Source organism: Thalassoglobus neptunius (assembly GCF_007859735.1).
GTDB classification, from domain to species: domain Bacteria; phylum Planctomycetota; class Planctomycetia; order Planctomycetales; family Planctomycetaceae; genus Thalassoglobus; species Thalassoglobus neptunius.
In genome coordinates this window covers 1,709,985-1,728,914 of record NZ_SIHI01000001.1, presented here as the reverse complement: position 1 = coordinate 1,728,914, position 18,930 = coordinate 1,709,985, and the positions used below count along the sequence as shown (strand labels likewise).

At 52.3% G+C, this 18,930-nt stretch carries 13 protein-coding genes and 1 tRNA gene; 6 read left to right on the top strand and 8 right to left on the bottom strand.

All coding sequences use genetic code 11. The features are described 5' to 3' along the window. Positions 1–129 precede the first annotated feature (129 nt). From KOR42_RS06925 to KOR42_RS06890, 8 genes are all read right to left on the bottom strand, one after another. The gene (locus KOR42_RS06925) at positions 130–2,301 is read right to left on the bottom strand and encodes a peptidoglycan D,D-transpeptidase FtsI family protein (RefSeq protein WP_146508242.1); all 2,172 of its coding nucleotides are present in this window, start codon (positions 2,299–2,301) and stop codon (positions 130–132) included. A 120-nt stretch (positions 2,302–2,421) separates the two neighbouring features. After that, a complete protein-coding gene (locus tag KOR42_RS06920; RefSeq protein WP_146508241.1) occupies positions 2,422–2,904 on the bottom strand; it encodes a hypothetical protein in 483 nt (160 codons plus the stop codon). 143 nt (positions 2,905–3,047) lie between these two features. Then, complete coding sequence (locus KOR42_RS06915; protein ID WP_146508239.1) at positions 3,048–3,503, bottom strand: ExbD/TolR family protein; 456 nt, start codon at positions 3,501–3,503, stop codon at positions 3,048–3,050. A gap of 97 nt (positions 3,504–3,600) precedes the next feature. Next, positions 3,601–4,011 carry an ExbD/TolR family protein gene (locus KOR42_RS06910; RefSeq protein ID WP_146508237.1) on the bottom strand — a complete coding sequence of 137 codons (411 nt, stop codon included), beginning with the start codon at positions 4,009–4,011 and terminating at the stop codon, positions 3,601–3,603. 2 nt (positions 4,012–4,013) lie between these two features. Continuing rightward, positions 4,014–4,790, bottom strand: coding sequence for a MotA/TolQ/ExbB proton channel family protein (locus KOR42_RS06905; protein WP_146508235.1), 777 nt, complete (start codon positions 4,788–4,790; stop codon positions 4,014–4,016). A gap of 38 nt (positions 4,791–4,828) precedes the next feature. After that, positions 4,829–5,839, bottom strand: coding sequence for a tetratricopeptide repeat protein (locus tag KOR42_RS06900; RefSeq protein WP_146508233.1), 1,011 nt, complete (start codon positions 5,837–5,839; stop codon positions 4,829–4,831). Between the two features lie 23 nt (positions 5,840–5,862). Next, on the bottom strand, positions 5,863–6,411 hold the full coding sequence (gene lspA / locus KOR42_RS06895) for a signal peptidase II (RefSeq protein ID WP_231740730.1): 549 nt from the start codon (positions 6,409–6,411) through the stop codon (positions 5,863–5,865). Between the two features lie 118 nt (positions 6,412–6,529). Further along, positions 6,530–7,579, bottom strand: coding sequence for a vWA domain-containing protein (locus KOR42_RS06890; protein WP_197440937.1), 1,050 nt, complete (start codon positions 7,577–7,579; stop codon positions 6,530–6,532). A 218-nt stretch (positions 7,580–7,797) separates the two neighbouring features. On the opposite strand from KOR42_RS06890, the gene KOR42_RS06885 reads away from it, so the two are divergent. The 6 genes from KOR42_RS06885 to KOR42_RS06860 all read left to right on the top strand — a co-directional run bounded on the left by KOR42_RS06885 (position 7,798) and on the right by KOR42_RS06860 (position 18,928). Next, positions 7,798–8,949 carry an LptF/LptG family permease gene (locus tag KOR42_RS06885; RefSeq protein WP_146508226.1) on the top strand — a complete coding sequence of 384 codons (1,152 nt, stop codon included), beginning with the start codon at positions 7,798–7,800 and terminating at the stop codon, positions 8,947–8,949. A 478-nt stretch (positions 8,950–9,427) separates the two neighbouring features. Beyond that, positions 9,428–11,686: a family 43 glycosylhydrolase gene (locus KOR42_RS26480; RefSeq protein ID WP_197440936.1), complete on the top strand. Its 2,259-nt coding sequence runs from the start codon at positions 9,428–9,430 to the stop codon at positions 11,684–11,686. 129 nt (positions 11,687–11,815) lie between these two features. Then, the gene (locus KOR42_RS06875; protein WP_197440935.1) at positions 11,816–13,441 is read left to right on the top strand and encodes an arylsulfatase; all 1,626 of its coding nucleotides are present in this window, start codon (positions 11,816–11,818) and stop codon (positions 13,439–13,441) included. A gap of 358 nt (positions 13,442–13,799) precedes the next feature. After that, entirely contained in the window at positions 13,800–17,495 is a 3,696-nt protein-coding gene (locus KOR42_RS06870; protein WP_146508221.1) for a bifunctional serine/threonine-protein kinase/formylglycine-generating enzyme family protein, read from the top strand. Positions 17,496–17,742: 247 nt separating this feature from the next. After that, positions 17,743–17,816 (top strand) — tRNA-Arg (locus KOR42_RS06865). A 578-nt stretch (positions 17,817–18,394) separates the two neighbouring features. Further along, the gene (locus KOR42_RS06860; protein ID WP_146508218.1) at positions 18,395–18,928 is read left to right on the top strand and encodes a sigma-70 family RNA polymerase sigma factor; all 534 of its coding nucleotides are present in this window, start codon (positions 18,395–18,397) and stop codon (positions 18,926–18,928) included. Positions 18,929–18,930 lie beyond the last annotated feature (2 nt).

The following is an 18,930-nucleotide window of genomic DNA, read 5'->3' as shown; positions in this document are numbered from 1 at the left end:
ACTCCAGGCGATTCGGTTTATTCTAACGCTTCCCAGGGTGTCTCTCGCAAGAATTTTCGAGCTCGCAACCATCAATTCACGAACCGAACAGAAAATGGGCAATATGCGTAACATAAGCAGCGTGTTTTTTTATCGCGGTGATGGAGCATGATCGGAATCGATTGAAACGGCGTCGGAGTTGTTTTCCCGAAAGGATGACGAGTCCTCCCATTGTGGACGGAGATATCCCAAACCGATGAGTTCGGTCATTAACTCAGCGACGATTGGTGCGGCATCGGCAGTTCCGGAGCCTCCGTGTTCGAGCACGACGACGAACGCAAATCGGGGAGCATTTGCAGGGACAAAGCCTCCCATCCAGGCATGCGATTTTTTTCCGCTGGCCTGTGCTGTTCCCGTCTTTCCTGCGATGGTCATCGCGGGCGTCATCGCTTCAACTCCCGTTCCGAGTGGGTGTTGCACGACCATCTCCATTCCCCGCTGAATCACTTTCAATGTCTCGCGGCTTAGACCGGGGACTCTTTCCATTTCGGAACTTGTTCTCGTCACTCCCCCCTGCTTATGAACGATTTGCGGCGTCACGAGATACCCTCCGTTTCCGATCGTTGCCATCAGACGCACAATTTGTAGCGGGGAGACCAGCAACTCTCCCTGTCCAATCGCCATTTGAAGGGCGGCTCTTTTTTGAATGGTTTTCTCCGCTTGCTGAAGAGAAGGAGACACCACCTGACCGGCCACTTCCGATGGAAGATCGATCCCGGTCGGAGTCCCGAAACCGAAGGCGTCCGCCCAATTTGTTAAACGCTCGATTCCTAACCGCTCAGCGAGATGAAAGAAGAAAACATTGCACGACTGACACACTGCCTCTTCCAGTCGCAGCACTCCGTGGCCATGCCCTGTCTGCAAATATTGTTGGCAGCGATAATGATCCGGATGATGGAGAAACCCCTGGCATTCCTGCAAATCGTCCGGGCCAATCACTCCTTCCTCCAAAGCTGCGATGGCAGTGACGAGCGTGAACACAGAACCGGGAGACAAAGCCATTCGTGTGGCTCTGGGGAAGAACGGTTGGTTCTCACGAGCCAACATCTCTCGCCATTCTTCAATCGTCGGGTTCACCTGAACCTGCGGCGAGATTCTTGGCGAAGCGGCCATCGACAGAACATCTCCGGTCCACAAATCCATGACGATGATGACTCCGCCTGAGGCGAGAGTCTCTTGGTCCAAGCTCGTCGAAGATTGAACCACTCTCTGATCGAGGAGTCTTTCTGAAGTCTCCTGTATCTGTGAATCAATCGTGAGGACGACTTCCTTCCCGTCTTGAGGTTCAGCGATGACAGTTGACTCAATGATGTCGCCGCGACGATTGCGAACATTCAAGCGACGTCCGGAACGTCCGCTTAACTGGTCATGATAGGTCTCTTCCACTCCTCCCTGACCGGTGGTCTCCTCATTCAGTCGTGGGAGTCGACGCACTCCAATGACGTGAGCTGCCACATCGTCGAGAGGATAGATTCGTGCCGATCGAGTTTTCACATGAACTCCGTGAAACTCATGGGGTCGCGATTCGATCGCAGCCGCGACTTCCAAAGGAACTCCTTCAATCAGAATGTGAGGTTGGAGTTCTTCTTTGAGAATGATCGGATCATCCGCATAGCGGCGGGGTGGAGTTGTCAGTTCCTGACGGATGGTTTCGACAATCCCCCAGATCCCGTCTTTCCAGTTGAGTTGTTGAACTTTGAACGACTCCAGATTTCTTTGCAGCCTCCGCTCTTCGACGTCGGCAACCATTTGCTCAATTTTCAGCTGCGTCGCGCGGGCATCCGACTCAAGTTCTTCGCGCGACGTTTTTGTCAATTGCGCCAGCTGCTCGAACAGACGATCTCGTTCCTGCAAGATCTGACGCTCGACAGTTGATCGCTTGGCTTCATCTCTCCGGTCACGCGCCCCGAGTCGTCGCGAGATTTCTCTTTGCAGCCATTGCTGATCCGGAGGAGACTCCAACCATCGATAGTCGACAGCCAGATCGTAGCGTCTTTCGTCGTAAGCCAGCACAGCTCCGTCACGCGAAAGAATCCGCCCACTTCTCGCACTTAAAAACTCTTCTGTTTCCGTCGATTCCGACCAGACATCGAGAAACCTCTGCCTCAGCGTCACCTGCAAAGTGACGACTCTCGCAGCGATGACAAAGAGAACGAGACACACGAAACTCTGGACAGCCCATAATCTCCACTGTGGGCTGTGACTTCTTTCAGAATGACCGGTGTCAGCTGACTGAAATCTTGAGAACGGTTGATTATGCATCGCGCTCCCTGACAACACGTGTCGCGGGAGGCGTTCTCTCCAATTCACTCTGACGGAACATGTTCACAGCATTCGCCAGAATGATTGACGGAAGTCTGTCGCTGGCTCTGACGAAACCGCTCACGCTTCGCTCCTTCGGTCCAATGACGTGGCCAAAAGGCTAAGTGCAACGGCGCAGAGAACGGTGACTCCAAGTTTTCCCAACAAGACCGGTTCCGTTCCGGAGATCAGGCGACGCATCATGCCCAGGGGCTGATGGAGTTCGACAAACACAAGTCCACCCAGAATCCAGAGCGACCGAATCAATCGATTCGTCAGGAGGACATGCTTATCTGCATCCGGACTGGTCAACGCGGCGAGAAGCCCGACCGTCGCATAAATGCCGACGCATTCCACGACCGAACGTTCTGCAAGGGTCGATACCATCAACCCGCAGATGCCGGACCAGAAAACCATCCATCCAGGGGCACACAAATACGTTGACAGCAAGACAACGATCGGAAAACAGGCAGGACGAAACGGAGCATCACTCCAACTCGACCAAGACAACTCGGTCAAGCACGCCGACCAGACAAGAAATGCGATAAAGAAATTTCGGATCAAGGTTCCTCAATCCTTTGAGTTGAAACCGACGCGATCCATCACGTCGAAACTCGGGGAAGCGAAGTCACTTCACCGATAACAAAGCGAACCGCCAGAACTTCCAGAAATCCGATCGAAAGAGTACCGACGATCGGCAAATTGAATCAATTGGAATTCGGCGCATCGACCGCGAAGTTGACGGACTCGAAACCGGCTGCCTGACTGGTGTCGTAAATGTCAACGACGTCCCCCAGTGGAACATTGCCTGCAATGTCGAGAATGACGGGATTCTCCGGACCAAGTTCCGCGAGAGTCCTCAACTGGTATTTAAGAACATCCAGATCGTGGTAAAGAGTTCCGTTCACATCAACAACAGTTGTTGAGTCTGCGTCGGCAACGGAGAGTTTCAACCAGATTTCGACTTCAAGCGTTGGTTCTTCGACTTGTTCAACGAGGGATTCGACTGATCCCTGAGCCTGAAGATTGGTGGGCAGAATCTCTTCCTGAACCTGACTGGAAGCGGTCACCACGAAAAAGATGAGCAACAGAAACACGATATCAATCATCGGAGTCATCGCTCCGAACTCGTGATCCTTTTTGTGCCTCTGTGGAACTCGCATCTTGCAGCCGTTAATTCCTTCTCGAAGTGTTCAAAATCAATCGGTCAATCGAAAGTCTTCGACAATCTGCCAGTACTCGTTTCTCTCGAGTGATGCTCTATTCCAGAAGAACATGAAACCCAAATCTCGTGACGCCGTATCGAGGACAAATCAACATGACTGGCTCGATCGCCGAATAGGGCGTCCGTTCATCGCCGCGAATTCGAACGGCGTATGTCTCCGGATCGGTCCCTGCTCCGTCCCGAATCATCTCTTCAATCTGATCCACATCGACTTCGTTCGCTTTGACGAGATAGCGACCATCCTGAGTGACAGTCACCACGAGTCGCCTGGCGACATCGTCATCTCCAACCTCCTGCGCCGACGGTAAGTCGACCACTTCGGACGGTTCAGACCGGGCGAAATGAGAGGCGACCAGAAAGAAGATCACCAACAGGAACACAACATCGATGAGCGGAGTGATATTGAATTGCACTCCTCGCTCACGGTTTCGCGTCGGAACCCTCATGGTCAACTCCGGGTCGGCTGAGGGGCAGCCGCTGCCCGATTCGGTTTTCGTTTGTCCATCAGAGTTCTGCGAAGCGGCGCAATGAGATGTTCGCTCAACAGGGTCGCTTCGGCAACATACTCATCGATTCGGTTTCGAAACCACGCATACGCAGCGAGTGCCGGAACAGCGACACACAGCCCGAACAGAGTGGTCACGAGTGCTTCTGAAATTGCCGGTGCGAAATCCGCCGGCATGGGATTCGCTTTCTCAGTAAACTCCGCGAACGCTTGAATCATGCCCCAAACGGTTCCCATCAATCCAAGCATCGGAGCAAGGGCACCGATCACTGAGAGGTATTCGATCTTGCGATTCAATCGAGCCGATTGCTCGACGCAGGCATCTTCCATCGCTTTCTCAACCGCCGTATATCCGAAGTTGGCCTCCTGGATTCCGGACGAAACAACATACGAAAGAAAAGTGGGACTCTCACGGCAAAGAGCATCCGCTTGCTGATACTGACCGCTTGAAATCAACTGCTGAAGTTTCTCAGCCAATGAACGAGGCATGAGCGAACCTTTTCGAATACTGAGAAGGTGCTCGATGATCAATGCGACCGTTGCGACGCTGAGTGCGATGATAACATAACCAATGATCCCCCCAGCTTGAAGAAGACCTTTGGGATTCACCTGACCGTCCTGAAAGATACCTCCCTCAGCCCCTGAAACAGGTTGACAAATCAGAAGGAACAGGAAGCCCGCCACCCAGATCGTGAACTGTCTCATACAAGTCTGTGCCATTTTCTCAATCCGTGAGGAATATGCTTCGCAACTTCTCGTTAGTTCGTCAGCATTTGATTTTTCGCGAGTTTCGCTGCGTCCGACCTCGGAAAGCGGGCCAGAAGTTCCCGGTACAACAGATCTGCCTCCTGAGTCAATCCAGTCTCGCCGATCAGCCGCGCTGCTTCGAGAGTGGCGGCCGCAGTCAACACTTCGTGCTCTGAATACAGAATCGTCAGTTTGAGATACTCTGCAGCTGCCAGTCGGGGCAATCCGATTTGCTCGTACCCTTTGGCGAGCAAAAATTGAGGACCAGCCCGCAAACCGACCGGAAGTGCGTCGATATCGTCCTGCCAATTGATCAATCGGTTTTGTGTCACTTCGCCCGTTGAGAGTGTTAATCGCCAGAGCTGAGAACGTGCCAGCTTGGAAATCCGGGGGTTCGTGTTTCGCGCGAGATCATTGAGTTCTGCTCGAGCGGCAGGGCCAGCAATGGGATCAAACATCAGCAAACTTGCGCCGAGTAGTCGATCGGTGGCGCGACTCTCCACAACGAGCGGTTTCGCCGCCTGTCGCAGTCCTCCGGAAACCTGTCGGGAGGACCATTCCAATGGAGCCAGCCCCCAGTGACGGGTGAGCGGATCAGAACTGACCAACTCTCGAAACGACTGCAACGCTGCAGTCAATTGCCCTTCTCTTAAGTAGGAACGAGTGAGCCATGCCAAAAGTTCTCGATCAACCCATTCTCGCGGCTCTCGTTTCAATGCCGCGCGAAATGCTTCTTCAGCTTCCTGAAGTTGATCATTCTGAAAGAACTCAATCCCTTTCAGATGCGAGGGATCGTAGTGCGTCTCAATCTCAACCACGCGATCCGCTGGAATCGATTGAGGAATTCCTCCAGATGGGCGCAATCGCAGTTCTTCACCGGTCGAATCCAGAACTTCTCCGACAAGAGTGATCGGAGCGGCAGCCCCTTCAGGGAGATACGTGACCCGATCCTGTGCAAACACAATCGACGAACTGATCCACATCGAAACCACTGCGAACAGGTATCGCGGTTTCGTGTGCATGACAGATCTGACGGTGAATGATGTCACGAGGCTGTCGATCCTGTCGCGGTCGCATCGGTCGATGATTTCGTCGCTTCTTTCGAAGAAGACGATTTCTCCCCGAACAAAATGAGTGGCAGCATCAACAGGAACCCTGCAGAAATCGCCATATCAGCGATATTAAAGATCCCTGTTCGAACCGATCCGATTCCTAAATTAAAATAGTCGATAACACATTCAAACCGGATTCGGTCGATCATATTGCTGACTCCTCCGCCGACCACGAGCGTAAAGGCGAAGAAGACCAGCGTGCTCACGGTCCGGCTGAAGAGAAGGTAAATCGTCATCCCAAGCATCATCGTTCCGGTCATGACGATCAACAGCCAGAATCTTAACTCCGGTGAAAACCCTGCGAACAGACTGAGAAACGCTCCGGGATTCTCTGCATATTGAATGCGGAACAGGTCATTGAAGAATGTCCGCGGGGGAAGTCCTTTCCAGTTCTCAATCGCATAAATCTTGCTCCATTGATCGATAGAGACAATGACGATCGTCAGAACTGAGAACCACAACCACCGCGATTTATGCGACATTACTTCGGAGTTCGTCTCCTGCATGAGATTCCCACTATCTTGTTCGCCTTCACGAACAACTCTTAAATAACAACTCGGCGATCTTATCCGTGACTGATCGCGCGATTCCAAATTACAATTACAGCCTGGAACGATTCACGTTCACATAAACATACTTGCCTTGATTCCGGTGGGCAATTTGCCAAAGGAAATTCGCCTCGCCTTTAATCGCTGGTTCCGACGATCGGCCAAACTCAATGCAGTTGATTCGAGTGCCGCTTCGATTGAGGCGCTTGATTTCATTCATATCTGAGGAATCGAGTGCCGACTCAGCCGCACCGTCTGTTAATAAATAAATCACATCCGGTCGAAAGTTGAGTGCTCGACTCAATGCCGGAAGGTGATCTGTACCCCCACTGGCAAAGATCGATTTCAATCGTCCGCTTACTTGCATCCGTTGGGCATCCGTTCCCCAGAACATATCAAATCGGTCGTCACGAGGTCGGAGCACTTCTGCTTCGTTGCTGTAAAAAATGATTTGAAACTGCTGATTCTCGTCGAGCTGAGACAGACTCGCCAGCAACTCCGACTTCGCCGCCGCTAAGGCTCCATCGTTGTCCATGCTGTACGAACGATCGATGACGAACACGAAGCTCTTGCCAACATCACGAATTCCCATGAATGACGTTCCGCCCGCAACATTGCCTCCCGACGGATTCGACGAACTCGGCGAGTCGTTCCTCAAATTCGGTTTAACAAGTTCCTGAGTGGGAACACTTGAGGGGACCGGCACACTGCCAGCTCCGATCACAGGTGTTGGAATATCGATCGATGGAAGTTGCAGCTCCACGGGAGGCGTCGTGTCCAGCAAGGGCTCTTCGATCTTGAGTGGATTCTCGTACACCAGATCGGAGGACTCGGAAGTCTCATCGAGTTCGGTTTCGGAGTCCGAATCAGCTTCGTTTTTTGCAGGTCGCACATGAATGCCGACATCACGAAAGGACTCTCCGTCATCTCCGGAAATGTCCCCGCGACAACTTGGCAACTGCGTGAGAAAGACAATCAGCGCCGCCAAAGCCACATGAAACAATCCGGAAATCAACCAACTCGGGACAGTGACCCAGCGCAATTGAACGCGCAGCCAGTCCGTAAGTTGTGATGGCGAATTGTCCCTCGCTGTTGGGCTCATTGTCATCGTTCATTATTGAAACGGGTGAGTAATTCAAAGTTTACGGCGTTTGCAGAAATTGGGTCAATGTGGACTTTCTGATACCGGCACCGGTTTTCCTTCGAGTCTTGTTGGGAAGACTTACTGAGCGCGAATTATGTTCGCCGAGATCATCTTGACCTTGTTCGCTGTTTTGATCTCTAATCCGGCGAACCGTTCTGCCCGACTGGTCCGCAACCGTGACAACTTACGACCGATATCTACTCTTTCGCTACTTCCATATCATTGCCGTGTTTCTGATTGCATCGATCGGTCTCTTTGCCGTGATCGATGGATTCACGAATCTCGACTCTTTTCAGGAAAGTGTCGAAGAAGCGAACGGAAATTCGATGATGCTCCTCAATTTGATGGCGCATCATTACTTCTACCATTCACTGATGGTCATTGATCTTGCTGGCCCCTCGATAGTTGTGATCTCCGCGGTCTCGACACTTGCGCTTTTGTTGAAGTCCGGCGAAATTCATCCTGTCCTCGCAGCTGGGATCCCAACTTATCGACTGACACTTCCACTCGCGTTCGGCGTCTTGGCGATCAGTGGAGCCCTTCTCGCGAATCAGGAACTCGTCTTGCCCGCCATTGCTCCCAAACTGCAAAGAAAACATGGGCAGTCTGCAGAAGATGCGCAAAACGTGGACCCTCAGTTCGACTTGCGCTGGCAAATGTTCTTGACAGGCGAAGGCGTTTATCCGGAAGAGAAGCGACTTCACAAACCTCAATTCCGCATTCAGCCACCGCTTTTGACCACCGACTACTTCACGCTGGAAGCGGAGGACGGCATTTATCTTCCTCCGCAGTCGGATGAGGATGGGACGCAACGTCCGGGAGGCTGGCTCCTCAAACAGACATCAGTTCCCTTTCAAGAATTTCCGTTAACGGAATTGGGGCGACAGAACATTGTTCCCCAGCCGAACGGGACAGACGTGTTCATCAATACTCATCTCAGTTTCAGTCAGATGAGCCGCAAGACTTCAAACTATCGGTTGATGGGCACTCCCCAACTGCTCAGATTTCTGCATGAACCGTACGGAAGTGATATTTCGCGACGCGGAATTCTGATGCATCTCCATTCTCGCATCACGCAACCTCTGTTGACTCTTGTCGGCCTCTATATCGTCATTCCTTTGATTGTGCGAAAAGACCGTATGAGCACGATGCAACAGGTGACCAACATCGCCACTTGCGTGATCGTGCTGGCGATCATTTATGGCGTCTCGATCGGAAGCAGTTTTCTCGGGCAGTCAGGGATCGTCCCGGCAGAACAGGCCGCCTGGGTCCCTATTGTTCTGGGTGGCAGCCTCGCGGGTTGGCTCACCGGTTCGGTCAGAACGTAATTCGCTGACGGGATAGTGAGAGAAGAAAACACGGGTCCCATCAGAGGCTCGAAGGATTCTCCGCGCGAGTTTGAGCTGTTCGTCATACTCAAATCTTTCTCAAGTTGTGACGAAGAATTTCAGGGCTTCTGAAAAGCTTTGCCGAAGATCTGCTCGAATCGGCGTCCTTGCTTGGACTTCTGTCGAAATCTTGACTGAGCTGTTCGACATTTGCTCTCCAATCAGTCACAAATCAACAGACGGCGATCTACTGGTTGATGTGTTTTGTGATCGTGCCCTTCTCTCGATGCGTTCAATTTCGACACTCGAAAGAAGCTTCGAAATCAACGACCGTCGCGTTGCCCCATGCCGACTCATTCAGTGAGGCTGCAACAATTTGTCTGAGCGATGAGATTCGCCAGATCGCTGAGACCAGTCGGGACACCGTTTCCCGCGTCGAAACTTTTTCCTACTACCTCCGGACAATGAGACTTTTCTCATGAAGAATTTCGCGCTCTCGCTGGCTTTCCTTCTGACTTGGGCGAACTTCGCGTTTGCTCAGCAGCCTGCTGCTCCTTCCATTACTGAATTCTCCGACCAACCCGGACGATGGAGTGCCGAGCGAGCCAACGAATGGTACGACTCTGTCGCATGGCCGGTCGGCGCGAACTTTGTGCCGTCGACTGCGATCAATCAGCTCGAAATGTGGCAAGCTGAGACGTTCGATCCTGAAACGATTGATCGCGAACTCGGCTGGGCAGCTGCGATCGGAATGAATTCGATGCGAGTCTTTCTGCATGACCTCGCATGGAAAGCCGATCCCGAAGGATTCTTTCAGCGGTTCGATAAATACCTTGAGATTGCGGACTCGCACGGCATCAGCACGATGATGGTCATTTTCGATGGCGTTTGGCATCCATACCCTGAACTGGGAAAACAGCCTGATCCCACGCCCGGACTTCACAATTCGGGATGGGTTCAATCGCCTGGCCGAAAGCTTCTCGAAGACTCGTCCCTTCAAGACAGCTTAAAGCCATACGTTCAAGCTGTGATGCGGAGGTATAAGGATGACTCCCGCATCCTTCTTTGGGATCTGTTCAACGAACCGGACAACAATGTTGCAAACTCTTACGGCGTTGATGGAACAAAGCAGGAGTTGCCGCCCGAAGAAAAGGCACGACGCGCCGAAGAACTTCTGAGGAAAACATTCGAATGGGCTCGAGAGGTGAATCCATCACAGCCACTGACCTGTGGCGTTTGGGCTGGGAACTATCTTGAGGCACCCAGTTCGATTCAACGATTCTCGATTGAAGCATCTGATGTCACTTCGTTTCACACATATGCTGGCCCGAAAGAAACGCAAAGGTTAACACAGGGTTTATTACAACTCGGCCGCCCGGTCTTTTGCACGGAATATATGGCTCGCGGAAACAAGTCGACCTTCGAAGCAATCCTCCCGATCATTCACAAGAATCGTGTTGGCGCATACAACTGGGGGCTTGTCGATGGAAAATCGCAAACCATTTATCCCTGGGACTCTTGGAATAAGCCGTATACTCAAGAACCGAACCTCTGGCATCATGACGTCTTTCGCAAGGATGGAACTCCTTACTCTGCTGCTGAAGTGAAAGTGATTCAATCATTGACTCGGCAGCCTCCAACCCAACAGAGTCAGCCGCCTAAGATTCAAGACGTTCCAGAAAGAGACGTCCTCGAATCGAAACTGAAAGATCATAACGAAGCTGTTTTCGTTAAACAGGGATGGATTCGCGATCCGTTCATTACTCTCGGCCCGGATGGTTATTATTACCTCACCGGAACAACTCCGCTTCCTGATGACCCGCGACAACACCTTGACCCATATAACACCGGACTCGGAAACTTGTCACTGGTCGGCTGGAAAGCGCAAGTCTGGCGAAGTCGCGATCTTATCGACTGGGAGACTCTCGGAACTCCGTTCACATTGAAGTCTGGTGTCTGGTTTCAACGACAGCCTAAAAAGTTCCAGAACACCCCAGAGTCAGAATGGAGGCTTAGGGCCCCTGAACTTCATTGGATTGGAGACCGCTGGGCGCTCATTCATACAAGCCCTTCGCCCGTTGCAGGAGCCAATCTCTCACTCTCTGAAGGGGCAGAAGTGAGTGGTCCGTGGAGCAATCCGATGGGCGTCTCCATTCGCAAACGGCATGACCCATCACTCTCTCAAGATGACGACGAGACGTGGTGGATGATCTGGGGAGCGACGTCAATTGCCCCGATCAAACCTGACTGGAGCGGCTTTCAAAAGAAACCGACCAGGATTGGCCCAAGTGGGGAAACAAGCAAGATGGGACACGAAGGTTGCCTGCTCCACAAGATCGGCGACAAGTACGTTTTATTCGGGACTGGTTGGTCAACCGGCGTGATGCGACACGGCAGCTACAACCTTTATTATGCCACTTCCGACGACATTGAAGGCCCCTATAGCGAGCGCCAGTTCGTCGGTCGTTTCCTCGGTCATGGAACTCCTTTCCAAGATCATCAAGGACGCTGGTGGTGCACAGCCTTCTTCAATGCGAATCGACCGCCGTTGTCTTCTGAGGGAATCGAAACCACCGACCTCGGACGAACAGCCCAAACGATTAACGAACAAGGCGTGACGCTTGTGCCGTTAGACGTTCAGATCAGAGACGATGGAGAAGTCTTCATACGCGCAAAAGCCCCCGGATATTCCACTCCGGGACCGGACGAAGCACAGCAGTTCCAACTCGACAATTAGAGCTTAAACAGTTAAAGCTCGTGAATTGACATAAACGTGCTCTCAACAACCTCTCCTGAGCGAATCAAACTCTTGTCTCATCGATCATTTCATTCCATGCTGCGAGTACAGACGTTGAGGATTTCCACAATGAAGCCCATTAACATTGTTGCATTGACCATCCTCTTTTCCGGACCGGCCTTCGCGGAAGACCGTCGTCCGAATATCGTTCTGATCATGGCCGATGACATGGGCTTCTCAGACATTGGTTGCTATGGCGGAGAGATTCAAACTCCGAATATTGATTCACTCGCCGAGGGCGGATTACGCTTCACACAGTTCTATAACACAGGAAGATGTTGCCCGACGCGGGCTTCTCTGATGACCGGCCTGTACCCGCATGAATCAGGTGTTGGGCACATGGTTTACTCAGACCGGGGTGACGGCTACCACCCCTACCTCAACAAGAACTGTGTGACCATCGCTGAGGTTCTCAAGAGTGCGGGCTACCGAACCATGATGGCCGGGAAATGGCATATCGGACATCAGCAAGGACAATGGCCGACTGATCGCGGCTTTGAGCACTTTTATGGAATTCACATTCATGTCGACAGCTATTTTAAAGTCTTGCCTGGATGCCCTGTTTATCACAACGACCAACTTGTCATCCCCCCAACTGTTGATCCTCCTAATACGCTTCACCCGGAACAAGAATGGTACACCACCGATGTCTTCACTGACTGGTCGGTTAAGTTCTTAAAAGAATCGCAATCTAACGACAAGCCATTCTTCCTTTACACAGCTTTTAACTCTCCGCACTGGCCGCTCGAAGCTCCCCAAGAGAACATCGATCGATGTCAGGGCCGCTACGATGAAGGCTGGGATGTCCTGCGTGCCGAGAAACTTCAGAAGATAAAGGAATTGGGGATCGTTCGGAACGACACGCAACTCTCTCCGTCCGGATGTCCGGAATGGTCCGAATTGACTCTCGAAGATCAACAGGAGTTGGCGTTTCGAAGAGAGATCTATGCTGCACAGATTGAGAGAATGGACGAGAACATTGGCCGCATCATCCAGACTCTCCGTGACTCGGGCGAACTCGACCGGACGCTGATCTTCTTCCTCTCTGACAACGGGTGCTGTGCAGAAGGCGGGATGTTCGGATACAAATGGCAGGAGAACACCGAGGAAAACTTCGCTGACTGGAGAAACGAATCGGCACGATCAAGCAGCATGGGTGAAGCCTGGTCAAATGCGTCGAACACACCGTTCCGGATGCACAAACGTTGGGTTCACGAAGGAGGAATTGCGACTCCTCTGATCGCTCACTGGCCGCAACTCATCAAGTCTGCCGGCGGATTGACACATCAACCCGGACATGTCATTGACATCCTTGCGACATGCCTTGATGTCGCTGATGCTGATTATCCTGAGGAATTCAACGGGCAGGTGATCAAACAGGCTCCCGGAAAAAGTCTGGTCCCGACATTTCTGGACCCCGAACGACGTGAACATCGGACTCTTTTCTGGGAACACGAAGCACACGCCGCCATTCGCGAGGGCGATTGGAAATTGGTGACGCTGAATGCTCATTCCCCGGAAAACTGGGAACTCTACGACCTTTCCGAAGAACGCACTGAGACAAACGACCTGCGATCAGAGCACTTGGAACGAGTTGATTCCATGATCGCTCGCTGGACTGAGTGGGCTGAGCAGGCCAACGTTCTCCCCTGGCCGAAGGATCGACCGAAGAAAAAGAAGAATCAGAAGAAGTGAATTCGCATTGTGCGCATTGGAATCCTTATCCGTAAGTGGTCTTCCCGCAAACGTTCGCGTCACCCGTCCACTTTTCGGAATTTGTGACTGTTTTGTCTCGACAGCGAACCAATTTGCTTGAATTGTGTTCCTTTAATTTGAAAGATACCTCTCGGGAGATCGTTCGGGCTGCCCCATCTGATTATCGCTGGGATCACAAGTTCTGACTGCCAATCGGGATAAAGGGAATCGACTTCGGTTCGCACTAAAAGCGTGACAATGCGCTGGAGATCTCGTAAATTTATTCTGTGAAAGACCTTGTTCGGAATTCGTTCGGGGGTTTTCGTTGAGGATGCGGGTTGTAAAGGGTCAATAGCGGATGCACCGGTCAGACGACATCAGTGAGTTATGCTCGCGTTTCGAGGAAGAACTCCGCGCAGGCAAAACTCCCGACATTGATGCCTATGTCGAATCCGTTTCGGAACAGGATCGAGACGAATTTCGTGAGAAACTCCTCGAAATCCAGTCCATTGCGGCGGAACAGACCGTCGCGTTCCCGACGGATGACTCGACAACCTCCGACAAGCCCAGGCCAGAAGACAAGTTGGCCTCAATCGTTACGGAATTTGAACTCGACATCCAAGCTGGGCGAAATCGTCGTTTGTCCGAGTATCTGCCAGAAGACCTCAGCGACTCTGATCGCGAAGAAGCCATTTCCGAACTGGTCGATCGAAAACGTGCTGCCCTGCAGCTTGACGGGGAATCGATCAGCCTCGACGACATGATCAACGAGTTTCCGGACGACGTTGAAACCATTCATTCACTCTTTCCGGAACACTCTGAAGAATTTCTGAAGGGCACACCTGCGGGCGGTTTTTCTGCTCCCACGGAACCGATCCCCGATGGGGAGGACCTTTCCAAAACTTCGCGATCAATTGGCCCGTACCGACTGATCAAGGAAATCGGGCAAGGCGGAATGGGAACCGTCTATCTGGCGGAACAATCTGAGCCGGTCCGACGAAAAGTCGCACTGAAAGTCATTCGCCAGGGCCTTGAATCGCGAGGAGTAATGGCGAGATTTCAGGCGGAACGACAAGCCATGGCGCTGATGCATCACGTCAACATCGCCACTGTTTACGATGCTGGCTCGACGGAATCCGGCTTGCCTTACGTCGCCATGGAGTTCGTTCACGGAATTCCGATCACGGATTATTGCGACAGCTTCTCCCTCACGCTTGAGGAACGGATCAACTTGATCCAACAGGCGTGTGATGCGGTTCAACATGCCCACTCCAAAGGCATCATCCACCGTGACATTAAGCCCAGCAACGTCCTCGTTACAGAGTACGAGAACGAACGACGAGTGAAAGTCATCGACTTCGGGCTCGCGAAAGCGCTCAACGATAGCAATCGCCTCAGTGAAGAAACTGTCGATACGCTATGTGGTCAGGTCGTCGGCACTCTCCAGTATATGAGCCCTGAACAAGCGAGCATGGGCAAACTCGAGATCGACACTCGGACAGATGTCTACTCCCTCGGAGTTGTCCTCTATGAGCTTCTCACCGGTTCAACTCCGGTGAAGCGAGAGTCCGTAAAAACACAGTCGATCGAACAGGTGATGACAACCATCCGGGAAGAAGAACCGGAACGACCAAGTCGGCGCCTGGCGGAGAGTGAAGAAGTCGCAGCTGCGGTCTCTTCAAAGAGAGGCACCGACATCCGAAGCCTTGACTCCTCCTTGCGCGGTGACCTCGACTGGATTGCGATCAAAGCTTTGGAAAAGGACCGCACGCGACGCTATTCCAGCCCCGCAGAACTCCGGGACGACCTCTTTCGTTACCTCAATAACGAACCTGTCCGAGCACGACCTCCGAGCGTGGGATACCGTCTCGGGAAGTTCGCTCGAAAGCACCGGTCGGGCCTGATCGTCGCGACATCGTTAATGCTTGTTGCAGTTCTGGGGATTGCGGGAATCGTTTGGCAATGGAATCGAGCTGAACACAATTCGCTGAAGTTGATTCGCGCGGAAACACAGAACGCCGTCAAGAATGTGGCGTTGTCCAGTGGATTCGACATTCCGGAGAGACTCGCCAGCCTCGATTCACTTCCGAAGGACATTATCACGGAAGAACTAGAATTTCAATTCGATCACACATCGGGCCAACAACAGCTTTCACTCGCTTACGCACTCGCCGAGGTCGGTGAGCCACCTGTTGAAGTATTGATCGACGCAGTCGCAAATCTTGACACTCCCCCGGACGAAGCATTCAATGTGATCCCCGCACTCGAAGTGTCGAGATCGGACGCGAACACTGCCCTGCAGATTCGTGCATCTCAAGAATTCGAAAAGAAGAATTGGCGCGCCTACTCGCGACTTGCCATCGTTGGGATTCATCTCCGCAATCTCACATTGGTGTCGAAGATTCTCTCCACAGAATCCGTGTCGACTCCGAATTCACTTGGCCGTGGATCGGCACCCGACCCTCGAAGCGTCTTCATCGACGAACTCATCCAATGGCACGGAGACCTCGACAATCTGGCCACGGTTCTCAAAGACGGATCCACTCCCGAGGTGCGTTCAGCTTTCTGTTATGGCGTCGCTTCGATCGATGAACTTGATCCGCGCGATCAATCGTCGTGGCAGTCTCTCATGAACGACTGGTACCGCGAACGCAACGACTCGAAGACGCAAATTGCAGCAGGGTGGGCTTTGCGTGAGTGGGGCTTCTCGCCACCGTATGACCGGATTGAATTCTCCAACCTGATCGATGGAATCTTCGACGAAGCAACTCCATCTTCAGAAGCTGGCATGATTGCCAAAGCGTTTGAACGCTCCCCAATCGAAGCATCTCAGATCCTCAAAGAGACAGCCGATGATCTGATTTCACAGAACCGCTGGAGAGAAGCTGCTCGCGTCGCGATTGTCTTGATGCAGATGGGCGACAACTCACTGGCGTCAAAGCTTCTGAGCACAGCCCCCGATCCCGAAACCGACATCTGGAACCCGGAACCCAGAACGGCATTTATCCAGGTATGCCGAATTTGGAATGGAGGAATGGACCGCCTGCTCGATCAGCTGAACGATGTCAACTCGCCAGACTTGCGATCCGGATTCGCATCGATTGTCGGGGGAATCCCGAATTTGCCAAAGTCCACGCGCGATCGCTGGGGACAGCTTCTTTCAGGTTGGGTCCTCACATCCCCTGAGTCAGGCCCTCACAGTGCATCCAAATGGGCACTCGAGCGACTCGAACTTCCGATTCCTCCCCTGCCCACTTCGCCTACTCCGATTGAAGGACAAGACTGGTGGACGACACCAATGGACTTGACCATGCTCCGCATTCCGGTCGGTTCCGCAGAGTTATCAACCGGCACCTTCCAAAGCGAAGGCAACTTATGGATGTCTGATCAGGAAATCACAGTTCGGCAGTTCAAGGATTTTGCACACAACGATGATCCCAACACGGGTCTTCCGAACTGGAAGGATGTCGGGAACTTTGGAAGAACGATCGACGAGACACACCCCTGCCAACAGGTCAGCCTGGAAGACGCAGCCCAATACTGCAACTGGCTGAGTCGGGAGTTCGACCTCGAAGAAGTCTACGAAATTCAATTGCTCGATCCGCACCCGGGCGCCGGATCGCCGCACTATTACGAAATCACTCTTCGCAGCGGGGCCGATGGTTTCCGCCTCCCAACGGAACCTGAGTGGGAGTACTGTTGCAGAACTCAGACAACAACTGATTTTTTCTTTGGATCGGATGTCGATTTACTCCCTCAGTTTGCAGTTTACTCTCGCCCCACAACCCAACCCTGCGGAACAAAACTTTGCAATGCGTGGGGCTTCTTCGATCTGACCGGAAACGTTCACGAGTGGTGCTGGGGTGGAAGTGACCCAACTCACCGAATTTTTCGTGGAGGAAGCTCTCAGAATTCGTACAAAGCATGCCAATCGATATTCGCCTACCGCGAAGCGCTTCAGTCCAAACGAACCGATGTCGTTGGATTTCGCGTCGTCCGTGGCCCGCTCACCACTGAAACAGCTGCACTTCCCGAAGGACACGCCAGCCGATAATCCTCAATCTGCCGTCCGGAATACAGAACATCCGCATTTCAACCACTCCGAGATTTGCGTTTCAAAAGGGACCCGCTAGACTCTTCTGCACATTGCTTCTCCCCAGCGGAAACGCAAAACTTTGAGTAACAACGAAGTGAGCGACTCTTGTCGAGTTGATTCTATTCGAAAATTGTGTACTCTTTCTCGTCCCAATGAGTGACTCGCTGCCTTCTTAGCACAGCCGAATTCATTCAATGGACACCACGCATCCGTAGCTCAATTGGATAGAGCACCGGTCTTCGGAACCGGGGGTTGGGGGTTCGAATCCCTCCGGGTGTACTTTTTTGAAACGACTCACTCAGAGTCAAAGATCCTGCGAAACAGCCCTCTCAAATGCCCTTCTCGGGAAGATTGAGAGGGTTATTGCGTTTGTAGGAAGAGTTTGTTTCCGTCGCCGGACCACGCTCTCGTTTTTCAGTATTCACACTTATTCACTTGCTGCCGAGAAATGCTTTGATTGTGTAAGTTGCTGCGATTCTGAGGGGAAGATGCTGTCCCTGGATTGTCGATCTTGCTTCGGGAATTCTTCTCGAGAATCAACCTGAGTTGCTCAACCCTCTTCGTTGTATGGGTCGGAAGCAGACCCCGAATCGCTTTGAGGCGAGAAGTCACTCCAGTGTCAAAGAGTTGATCCGGATCATTTCACGCTTCAGGAACGCGCCAGCTTTCGACAGAATGGAGGTTGGCGAGAGCTTCTATGAAATTGCCTGACACCTGACTTGCGAACGCTGATTCAGAAGCTCTCAACGAATCTCCTCGGGTCCTGGAAATTTCGCCGTTCAGCTTGTTCGCCGCAGAGAAGTCGGAAAATCGAGATTCTCGCGTCACACTTTGATGTCACGCGACAAGGTAATCATATGGCGATATCCAGACAGACGATCTCACCGGAATTCACGCAACTTGTGGTGGAACAGCACGAGCAATTGCGTTCGTTTGTGCGGACGTTGGGTGTCGCTCCGGACTGGGTGGACGATCTGGCCCAAGAAGCTTTTCTTGTCGCCTGGCGAGAGCGTGATTCCTTTGACGCCCAACGAGATCTTGGAAAGTGGCTTCGTGGAATCGCTCGGAATCTCGTCAGAAACGAACTTCGAAAGGACAAACGCCGACAGAGAATCCTTCATCAGGAATTGTCCGAAGTCCTCGTCCAAACACCAGAGCACAGCATCGAAGCTGAGGACTGGAAGCAATATCAAGTGTCAGCATTGAGAGACTGCGTCGAGCAACTCGCTCCGAAGAGTCGAAAGATCGTCTCTGGTCGTTATGGAGATGGATGGAAAGCTCCGGATCTGGCAGACCACTTGGGGATGACGGCAACTGCTGTCCGACAGGCACTCATGCGAATTCGCGAACAGCTGAAACAGTGCATTGAATTCCGTGTCATTGAGGGATAGCC

Bases quoted from the DNA above. Each gene is read 5' to 3' on its own strand.
- KOR42_RS06925 (WP_146508242.1), bottom strand. From the start codon at position 2,301: ATGCATAATCAACCGTTCTCAAGATTTCAGTCAGCTGACACCGGTCAT.
- KOR42_RS06915 (WP_146508239.1), bottom strand. From the start codon at position 3,503: ATGCGAGTTCCACAGAGGCACAAAAAGGATCACGAGTTCGGAGCGATG.
- KOR42_RS06910 (WP_146508237.1), bottom strand. From the start codon at position 4,011: ATGAGGGTTCCGACGCGAAACCGTGAGCGAGGAGTGCAATTCAATATC.
- KOR42_RS06905 (WP_146508235.1), bottom strand. From the start codon at position 4,790: ATGGCACAGACTTGTATGAGACAGTTCACGATCTGGGTGGCGGGCTTC.
- KOR42_RS06900 (WP_146508233.1), bottom strand. From the start codon at position 5,839: ATGCACACGAAACCGCGATACCTGTTCGCAGTGGTTTCGATGTGGATC.
- lspA (WP_231740730.1), bottom strand. From the start codon at position 6,411: ATGTCGCATAAATCGCGGTGGTTGTGGTTCTCAGTTCTGACGATCGTC.
- KOR42_RS06890 (WP_197440937.1), bottom strand. From the start codon at position 7,579: ATGAGCCCAACAGCGAGGGACAATTCGCCATCACAACTTACGGACTGG.
- KOR42_RS26480 (WP_197440936.1), top strand. From the start codon at position 9,428: ATGAAGAATTTCGCGCTCTCGCTGGCTTTCCTTCTGACTTGGGCGAAC.
- KOR42_RS06875 (WP_197440935.1), top strand. From the start codon at position 11,816: ATGAAGCCCATTAACATTGTTGCATTGACCATCCTCTTTTCCGGACCG.
- KOR42_RS06870 (WP_146508221.1), top strand. From the start codon at position 13,800: ATGCACCGGTCAGACGACATCAGTGAGTTATGCTCGCGTTTCGAGGAA.
- KOR42_RS06860 (WP_146508218.1), top strand. From the start codon at position 18,395: ATGGCGATATCCAGACAGACGATCTCACCGGAATTCACGCAACTTGTG.